General features: G+C 45.4%; 8 protein-coding genes, 1 tRNA gene and 1 rRNA gene. 6 read left to right on the forward strand and 4 right to left on the reverse strand.

Features of this window, described 5'->3' with window-relative positions; genetic code table 11:
- Window positions 1–57 precede the first annotated feature (57 nt).
- The 6 genes from aroQ (at window position 58) to fis (ending at window position 4,869) form a co-directional block, all read left to right on the forward strand.
- A complete protein-coding gene (gene aroQ, locus R7P36_RS21810; protein WP_005382360.1) occupies window positions 58–507 on the forward strand; it encodes a type II 3-dehydroquinate dehydratase in 450 nt (149 codons plus the stop codon).
- 61 nt (window positions 508–568) lie between these two features.
- Window positions 569–1,030 (forward strand): acetyl-CoA carboxylase biotin carboxyl carrier protein, encoded by a 462-nt coding sequence (gene accB, locus R7P36_RS21815; RefSeq protein WP_005386355.1) that lies wholly within the window; start codon window positions 569–571, stop codon window positions 1,028–1,030.
- 14 nt (window positions 1,031–1,044) lie between these two features.
- Complete coding sequence (gene accC / locus R7P36_RS21820; protein WP_005382509.1) at window positions 1,045–2,388, forward strand: acetyl-CoA carboxylase biotin carboxylase subunit; 1,344 nt, start codon at window positions 1,045–1,047, stop codon at window positions 2,386–2,388.
- A 165-nt stretch (window positions 2,389–2,553) separates the two neighbouring features.
- The gene (gene prmA / locus R7P36_RS21825; RefSeq protein WP_005382507.1) at window positions 2,554–3,441 is read left to right on the forward strand and encodes a 50S ribosomal protein L11 methyltransferase; all 888 of its coding nucleotides are present in this window, start codon (window positions 2,554–2,556) and stop codon (window positions 3,439–3,441) included.
- A 139-nt stretch (window positions 3,442–3,580) separates the two neighbouring features.
- The gene (gene dusB, locus R7P36_RS21830; protein ID WP_005382505.1) at window positions 3,581–4,549 is read left to right on the forward strand and encodes a tRNA dihydrouridine synthase DusB; all 969 of its coding nucleotides are present in this window, start codon (window positions 3,581–3,583) and stop codon (window positions 4,547–4,549) included.
- Between the two features lie 23 nt (window positions 4,550–4,572).
- Window positions 4,573–4,869, forward strand: coding sequence for a DNA-binding transcriptional regulator Fis (gene fis, locus R7P36_RS21835; RefSeq protein ID WP_000462885.1), 297 nt, complete (start codon window positions 4,573–4,575; stop codon window positions 4,867–4,869).
- Window positions 4,870–4,943: 74 nt separating this feature from the next.
- Here the strand turns inward: fis and R7P36_RS21840 are convergent, their stop codons facing one another.
- The 4 genes from R7P36_RS21840 to rrf form a co-directional block, all read right to left on the reverse strand.
- Window positions 4,944–6,101, reverse strand: a complete 1,158-nt coding sequence (locus tag R7P36_RS21840) for an MFS transporter (protein ID WP_213900090.1) — start codon at window positions 6,099–6,101, stop codon at window positions 4,944–4,946.
- Window positions 6,098–7,669, reverse strand: coding sequence for an ABC-F family ATP-binding cassette domain-containing protein (locus R7P36_RS21845; protein ID WP_064354390.1), 1,572 nt, complete (start codon window positions 7,667–7,669; stop codon window positions 6,098–6,100). Before R7P36_RS21845 ends, R7P36_RS21840 begins: the two co-directional genes overlap by 4 nt.
- 939 nt (window positions 7,670–8,608) lie before the next feature.
- A tRNA-Asp gene (locus R7P36_RS21850) sits at window positions 8,609–8,685 on the reverse strand.
- Between the two features lie 77 nt (window positions 8,686–8,762).
- A 5S ribosomal RNA gene (gene rrf / locus R7P36_RS21855) occupies window positions 8,763–8,871 on the reverse strand; the annotation flags it as partial.

The raw sequence follows: 8,871 nt of genomic DNA on the forward strand, positions 1-8,871 counted from the left end.
TATCGTATATTTGGGAATATAAACGTTCCACTCACGATAAGGGAAGATAGCAACACAATGTCTGCAAAGTCACGGATTCTTGTTCTAAACGGACCAAATCTTAATCTATTGGGTCTGCGCGAACCGACACACTATGGTCACAGTACCTTAGCTCAAGTTGTGGATACTCTTACAGAGCAAGCCCATAACGCTGGGGTAGAACTGGAACACCTACAATCAAATCGTGAGTACGAACTGATTGAAGCCATTCACGCTGCCTATGGCAAGATTGACTTCATCATCATCAATCCAGCGGCTTTCACTCATACTAGTGTGGCGCTGCGAGATGCATTACTTGGCGTCGCCATCCCATTTATTGAGGTGCACTTATCAAATGTGCACGCACGTGAACCATTCCGTCATCACTCTTATCTGTCAGATAAAGCAGAGGGTGTGATTTGCGGTTTAGGCGCACAAGGTTATGAATTTGCTCTGTCTGCAGCGATCAATAAGCTACAGGCAAAGTAACCCTAACACTCTGCAACCCTACGAGGGTTGTCTTAATCACAAGATAAAAGAGAAAGAAAAGATGGATATTCGTAAAATCAAGAAGCTAATTGAGTTAGTTGAAGAGTCTGGCATTGCTGAGCTAGAGATCTCTGAAGGTGAAGAGTCAGTGCGCATCAGCCGTCATGGCACTGCAGCCCCTCAAGCACCAATTCACTACGCAGCAGCTCCAGCGGCGGCACCTGCTCCAGTAGCAGCGGCACCAGTAGCGGAAGCGCCAGCAGCAGAAGCTCCAGCAGCAACACCTGCAGGTCACCAAGTTCTTTCTCCAATGGTTGGTACTTTCTACCGCTCTCCAAGCCCAGACTCTAAAGCATTCGTAGAAGTGGGTCAGAAAGTAAATGCTGGCGATACTCTATGTATTGTTGAAGCAATGAAAATGATGAACCAAATCGAAGCGGACAAATCTGGCGTTGTTACAGCAATCCTAGCTGAAGACGGCCAACCAGTTGAATTCGACCAACCTCTTGTTGTAATCGAATAAGCGGGGCTTGCCTTATGCTAGACAAAGTAGTCATCGCGAACCGAGGTGAAATTGCACTTCGTATTCTTCGCGCTTGTAAAGAATTAGGTATTAAGACCGTCGCTGTTCACTCAACAGCGGACCGCGATCTTAAGCACGTACTACTCGCAGACGAAACCGTATGTATCGGCCCTGCTCGTGGTATCGACAGCTACCTAAACATTCCACGCATCATTTCTGCAGCAGAAGTGACTGGTGCTGTGGCTATCCACCCAGGTTACGGCTTCCTGTCTGAGAACGCAGACTTCGCAGAGCAAGTTGAGCGCAGTGGTTTCATCTTCGTTGGTCCAAAGGCAGACACTATCCGCCTAATGGGCGATAAAGTATCTGCTATCAATGCAATGAAGAAAGCAGGCGTTCCTTGTGTACCGGGTTCTGACGGCCCTCTAGACAATGACGAAGAGAAAAACAAAGCATTTGCTAAGCGCATTGGTTACCCAGTAATCATCAAAGCATCTGGCGGCGGCGGCGGTCGTGGTATGCGTGTTGTTCGCGCAGAGAAAGACCTTATCCAAGCTATTGCAATGACACGTGCTGAAGCAAAAGCGGCGTTCAACAATGACATGGTTTACATGGAGAAATTCCTAGAAAACCCTCGTCACGTTGAAGTTCAGGTTATTGCTGACGGTCAAGGCGGCGCAATCCACCTTGGTGAGCGTGACTGTTCAATGCAACGTCGTCACCAAAAAGTAGTGGAAGAAGCTCCAGCACCTGGTATCACCGAAGAAATGCGTAAGTACATCGGTGAACGCTGTACTCGTGCATGTATCGAGATCGGTTACCGCGGCGCAGGTACGTTTGAATTCCTATACGAGAACGGTGAGTTCTACTTCATCGAAATGAACACTCGTATTCAGGTAGAGCACCCAGTAACAGAGATGGTTACTGGCATCGACCTAATCAAAGAACAGCTTCGTGTTGCAGCGGGTCAGCCTCTGTCATTCACTCAAGATGATATTAAGATCCGTGGCCATGCGATTGAGTGTCGTATCAACGCAGAAGACCCTGAGCGCTTCCTACCATCTCCGGGTAAGATCGAGCGTTTCCACGCTCCTGGCGGTATGGGTGTACGTTGGGAATCTCATATCTACACAGGCTACACAGTTCCACCTCATTACGATTCAATGATTGGTAAACTGATCACTTACGGTGAGAACCGTGATGTAGCGATTGCACGTATGAAAAACGCACTGGGTGAGATGATCATCGAAGGCATCAAAACTAACGTGCCACTGCAATTCTCCATTATGAATGACGAAAACTTCCAACACGGTGGTGCAAACATCCACTACCTAGAGAAGAAGCTTGGCTTACAATAAGCCTAAGCAAACGTCTTAAAAAATGCCCACTCCCGTGGGCATTTTTGTTTTATATGTACGCGAAGGGCTCAACATATAAATCGGCTTATTTGGGTATATACTCAAACAAATCGTAGAGTTCTGGTAAACTCTGCGCCACTTCATTCACTTTAAGAGCAAAAACCAATGCCTTGGATTCAAATCAAACTCAACGCGACCAATGAAAACGCTGAGCAAATCGGCGATATGCTAATGGAAGAGACTGGCGCGCTGTCTGTTACATTCTTAGACGCGCAGGATACACCTGTATTCGAACCTCTACCTGGCGAAACTCGCTTATGGGGCGATACTGATATTCTGGCACTGTATGATGCAGAAGCAGACACTAACTTCATCATCGACCAAATTAAAGCGAGCAATATGCTGGCTGACAATTTTGCTTACAAAGTAGAACAGCTTGAAGATAAAGACTGGGAACGCGAATGGATGGAAAACTTCCACCCAATGAAATTTGGTGAACGCTTATGGATTTGTCCAAGCTGGCGCGACATTCCAGATCCTGACGCTGTTAATGTTATGTTGGATCCAGGCCTTGCATTCGGTACGGGTACTCACCCTACAACAGCACTTTGTCTTGAGTGGCTAGAAAGCATGGACTTAAGCGGTAAGACCGTTATCGACTTCGGTTGTGGCTCAGGTATTCTTGCGATCGCAGCGATCAAACTGGGCGCTGAAAAAGTGATAGGGATCGACATTGATCCTCAAGCCCTGCTTGCTTCAAAAGACAATGCTGAGCGTAATGGCGTTGCAGACAAACTAGAAGTTTACTTACCGCAAAATCAACCAGAAGGTCTCGTCGCTGACGTCGTTGTGGCCAACATCCTTGCGGGACCTTTACGTGAACTTGCACCTATCATCAAAGGACTAGTTAAGCCAAATGGCGACCTCGCTATGTCCGGCGTATTAGACACTCAAGCTGAAGATGTTGCGAACTATTACCGTGACGAGCTTCACATTGACCCGATTGTTGAGCAAAGTGAATGGTGTCGCATCTCTGGTCGTAAGCAAGGCTAGACAAGGTTTTCAGAGCTAATTGTTTGAAATTCATACAATTTACAAAAACAATTTGTAAATGCTCAAATATTAGTCTTTTCACGCAGTGAAAAAATGCGTAAAATGCGCGCCCTTGCTGGTACAGAACTGTGATGACGTTTTGAAAATCGGAAACTATCAACTTAAGAACAATCTAATCGTAGCCCCTATGGCTGGTGTAACGGATAGACCGTTTCGCGAGTTGTGTCTTCGCTATGGTGCGGGAATGGCCGTCAGTGAAATGATGTCTGCTAACCCAAAACTATGGGGAACGTCAAAGTCGAAACAGCGCATGGTACACGAGGGCGAATCGGGCATTCGCTCTGTACAGATTGCGGGTTCCGATCCACAGCTTATGGCGGACGCAGCTCAATTCAGTGTTGAGAACGGTGCACAAATCATCGACATCAACATGGGCTGCCCGGCAAAAAAAGTGAATAAGAAGCTAGCGGGCTCTGCTCTGCTTCAATACCCAAACATTATCGAAGAGATTTTGAAAGCGGTCGTGAATGCAGTGGACGTTCCTGTAACGTTAAAGACTCGAACTGGCTGGGATACAGACAACAAGAACTGTGTCCAGATCGCTAAATTAGCCGAAAACTGCGGCATACAAGCTCTTGCTCTGCATGGCAGAACGAAAGCATGTATGTACAAAGGTGAGGCCGAATATGACAGCATTAAAGCGGTAAAAGAGGCGATTTCAATTCCGGTTATCGCGAACGGTGATATCGATAGCCCGGAGAAAGCCAAATTTGTACTGGAGTACACCGGTGCGGACGCTTTAATGATTGGACGCCCTGCCCAGGGTCGTCCTTGGATTTTCCAGGAAATCCATCACTATTTGGAAAACGGCACCACAATGGAGGAACTTCCAACTGAGGAAGTGAAAACCATTATGCTTGGTCATGTAAATGCTCTGCATGAGTTTTATGGGGAGTTCTTAGGTCCACGTATCGCGCGCAAGCACGTTGGGTGGTACCTGAAAGAGCATGAACAGGCAAGTGAGTTTCGCCGTACCTTCAACGCTATCGACGCAGCTCCGCTGCAAATTGAGGCGTTAGAAGGTTATTTTGATAACGTTGCATCATAATTAAGAGAAGAGCTAGACCGAATATGTTCGAACAAAATCTGACTTCAGAAGCATTAACAGTAACTACAGTAACGTCACAAGACCAGATTACTCAGAAGCCTTTACGTGACTCTGTTAAAGCGTCTCTTAAAAACTACCTTGCTCAACTAAACGGCCAGGAAGTAACAGAACTATACGAATTAGTTCTAGCTGAAGTTGAACAGCCACTACTAGATACTATCATGCAGTACACTCGCGGTAACCAAACTCGCGCAGCAACTATGATGGGTATCAACCGCGGTACTCTTCGCAAGAAACTTAAGAAATACGGCATGAACTAAGACCGTTTTTCAAAAAGTATTTGGAACAAGCCGTTACCTTTTTAGGTAACGGCTTTTCTTTATCTACTAAAACACTACGAATAACGCTCACTTTGTTCAGTATTACCAACTGGCTTTAAGATAACTACTGCTGAGCCAAACAATAGGAAAGCCACGAAAGCGACCCATTCATTGCCTACAGAATACGCGAAGCCCGCCAAGGCAGACCAAATCGCGACACCAAAGTGCATCATACTCATTCCAAAAGACATTAACACACCTCGATATTCATCAGATAAGCTTGCGATATGTGCTTGTAATGCCGGAGAACCAACCCCTCCAGCAAGAGACCAGAGCACTAGAGCTGGAAGATAAGCGGTCACCGTACTCATCTCATTTGAGAACACCCATGCACTGCAAGGTATGCACACCATTAAAGCCACTCGCATAACGGCTCGAGAGCTACCAAGCCAGCGAGAAGCTCTCGCCACGCACATATTTCCAACCACACTCACGATCCCTAGAGCTGCATAAATAGCGCCCACCCAACCGAGCGCCAAATCGCTGGTATCTCGAATATGAAGGCCTATCAGGTTAAATACACCAATACCTCCCCCTAGACCTAAACACATCGCTAAAATCGCCCTCAACGCGCCAGGAACATGAATTACACCTGTTATAGGTGGCAGAGCATCTGACATTTTGGACTCATCATGCTGGTCATTCATGAACACTACGCTCATAGCACTGACAAGAAGAGCCGCAACGCCCAAAATAATAAAAGCGGCACGCCATGATAAAAGCTGGGTCAACAATGCTCCGATCGCAGGGCTAGTTATCATACCTAGCGTTAATCCCGCCTGAACCATCACAATTTGACGCATCGCTCTATTACCCTTCGCGTCTCCCGCTAACGCGAATGCAATTGGCAACATGCCTGCACTTGCAATACCAGTGATCACTCGAGTTGCAATAGCAAGTTCAAAATCATGAACTATGCCCGTCGTAATAGACGCAACCCCAAATACAAAGCAAGCAGGCACCATGATACGAATACGCCCAACTCGGTCTGATAAACGGCCCAAGTAAGGAGCGCAAATTGCTATGGCTAAACTATATGCCGTAATAAATAAGGTAACCTGACTCGGTTGAACACTTAAATCATTTCCGATGGGTTCAAGAATAGATCCAAGCATCAACTCATCAACACCAACAAGAAAAGCAACGAGAAATAGGACCATGGACTGCATCATAGCTCCACCTCCTGTTCTGTTTCCGATTCAGCACAAGTGAGCAACGAAATATCTAAAACTCTATCAGGCCAAGATTGCAAAAATGCCTTCTCATGAGATACCACAATCACGCTACCGGAAAAGCGCTGGAGAGCCTCTTTAAGCGCATTTTTACTGCTGCTATCCAAATGTGTTGTTGGTTCGTCCAACAGCAAAACATTGCATTTCTGAACCGATAAACAACACAGTTTCACCCGAGTTTGCTCACCACCGCTCAATGTATCTAAGTGGCGCTGCGTCTTATCCCCCGAGATCCCAAAGCGAGCTAATAGCTTGCGTGACTCTTTGCTTGAGATTGTTGGCGCACAAGAGCACAGCTCCTGTTCAGGCGTGTTCTGAGGATGGCGCCAAGACAAATCTTGAGAAAAATAACCAATCATTGCACCTTTTGCCAATACCACCTCACCAGAGAGTGGCTCGATCTCCCCCATCAGGGTTTTAAGTAAGGTCGACTTACCCACGCCGTTAAAGCCAGCAACAACCAACTTTTCCCCGCGCGCTAACGTGATATCAAATACTGGAAGCAGAGGCTGCTGATAACCGATCATCAACGCTTTTGCCTCAACCACATTCGGTTGCTCAATGGGCTGGTAAGCAAAGTCAAACGTCGATACTTTCTCTACATTATTCAGTTGAATACGTTCGATTTTATCCAGTTTTTTCTTACGCCCTTTAGCAAGACTCGCGTTAACTCCTGCACCATTTTTGGCAATAAATTGCTCTAGCTTTCGAATTTCACTTTGCTGAGCCTTATATTGCTTTTCTAATAAAGCACCGTCGTGCTGCTTTTGCTGCATTGCTTTGACATAAGTACCGCTGTATTTTCGAACCGTTTGATAATCAATATCACAAATACTGGTCGCTACTTGATTAAGGAAATCAACATCATGAGAAACCAGTAAAACTGTGCCAATGTAATCATTGAGAAACGTGACTAGCCATTCAATGTGCGGAGCATCAAGATAGTTTGTCGGCTCATCAAGAATTAACACATCGGGGTTGCGAAGTAACAACCTGCCTAAAAGGACTTTGTGTCTTTGACCGCCACTTAGCGAGACAAGCGGTGTATCTAAGCCAAATTGATAAATACCAAGACCTACAGCAACTCGTTCAATTTTGGTATTAATTGCATAGAAGTCTTCATCTTCTAAATATGCCTGTAGCCGAGCGACTTGGCTTAAAAGAGATGTAGAGTGAGACTCGGTCATCGCCTGATACAAAGTCCAAAGCTTCTGCTCGGCAGCGTATAAGTTCTCAAAAGCACTCTTTAAGCATTCATAAACCGTCAGCGCATTATCCATCTTAAAATGTTGCTCTAAATACCCCACCTCAAGGTTTGGTAACCAGTCAATGCAGCCCTTATCTGCAGATAATTCACCAATAAGCAGTTTTAATAAGGTGCTTTTTCCAACGCCATTCGCTCCAGTGATACCTATTTTCTCTCCCACGTTAATTCGAAATGTCGCGTTGTTATATAAACTCTTATCAGCGATCTGATAAGACAAATTTTTAACTTGTAAAATACTCATGCTTTTAACCAAATAAAAAGGGCCGGTGATCAATACCGGCCCTTATTTCAATACTGGATAATGCTTTGTAGCTGCTTAACAGATACAAAAAGGCCGATGATGAAATATCACCGGCCATCTCTTCTCTTTTATCAGGTGTACAGACGCCTGCGTATAACTTCAGCGAAGTTACTCACGCATAAAACACCTGATGAAGATTAATTTAAGACTCCGGGCAACACTTCATCGCGTTTTTTGCACGGAGTTCAGCCTTCTTACAAAGCTTTTAAACAAGAGATATAACATGATTTACTGTCGAAAAAATATTCGATGTGAAGCGTACACCTTTAGAATAAAAAGTACCAGATAATTATTAAAACTATCGTGACTTACACGAAGGTCCACAGAAAGAAGACTTTTCCTCAGTCAATGTGCCAGGTGAACTGCTTACTCAGCAAACACAGCTATGAAAGCACCTATACCGCTCACGTTATACGTACGTAGTGGTGGCTTTGAAGGTTGGAGAGGGTTAGAGGGAAGAAGTAGCGAATATACTTTAAGACACTGGCTTAAATAGGTCGACAAAACAAAATCCATGTTTGGAAAGTTTTAAATGCGCTGAGTTTATATTAATAAGCGCCTATGGCTAAATCAAAACATCTAAAGCAGAGAAATCTCCCCCGAAAATAACATAACCTAGTGAATAAATTTTCCAGGTAATAATAAAGGAAGCTTTGGTAAGTAAGCACAAGGGCTGAGAACTAGCGCTCGATACTAGGACCCGGTTCAGTAGAAACCACACAAAACTGAGTTCCACTTCACTCATAACAGGGCTTAGAAAGCATCGCCAGAGGGAAGCCGGCCTCTCGATGCAAGGTTTCAATACGAAAGTGGGTTTAAGGTAAGTCGGTTAACCAAAACGAAAAAAGCCCCAGTCTTTCGACTGAGGCTTAATATAAGTGGCGGAGTGGACGGGAGTCGAACCCGCGACCCCCGGCGTGACAGGCCGGTATTCTAACCAACTGAACTACCACTCCGCAGTGGTATCACTCGCTTTAATAAGCAAGCGTCCGCTTTTGTCTTCACTTTTCGAAAAAGTGAAAATAAAACTAAAGCCTGGCGATGTCCTACTCTCACATGGGGAAACCCCACACTACCATCGGCGCTATTTCGTTTCACTTCTGAGTTCGGCATGGAAATCAGGTGGGTCCAAAACGCTATGG

Source organism: Vibrio sp. 397, assembly GCF_033339395.1.
Classification (GTDB): Bacteria; Pseudomonadota; Gammaproteobacteria; order Enterobacterales; family Vibrionaceae; genus Vibrio; species Vibrio alginolyticus.

Coding starts and splice junctions, on each gene's coding strand:
- aroQ (WP_005382360.1), top strand. CDS start 58: ATGTCTGCAAAGTCACGGATTCTTGTTCTAAACGGACCAAATCTTAAT.
- accB (WP_005386355.1), top strand. CDS start 569: ATGGATATTCGTAAAATCAAGAAGCTAATTGAGTTAGTTGAAGAGTCT.
- accC (WP_005382509.1), top strand. CDS start 1,045: ATGCTAGACAAAGTAGTCATCGCGAACCGAGGTGAAATTGCACTTCGT.
- prmA (WP_005382507.1), top strand. CDS start 2,554: ATGCCTTGGATTCAAATCAAACTCAACGCGACCAATGAAAACGCTGAG.
- fis (WP_000462885.1), top strand. CDS start 4,573: ATGTTCGAACAAAATCTGACTTCAGAAGCATTAACAGTAACTACAGTA.
- R7P36_RS21840 (WP_213900090.1), bottom strand. CDS start 6,101: ATGATGCAGTCCATGGTCCTATTTCTCGTTGCTTTTCTTGTTGGTGTT.
- R7P36_RS21845 (WP_064354390.1), bottom strand. CDS start 7,669: ATGAGTATTTTACAAGTTAAAAATTTGTCTTATCAGATCGCTGATAAG.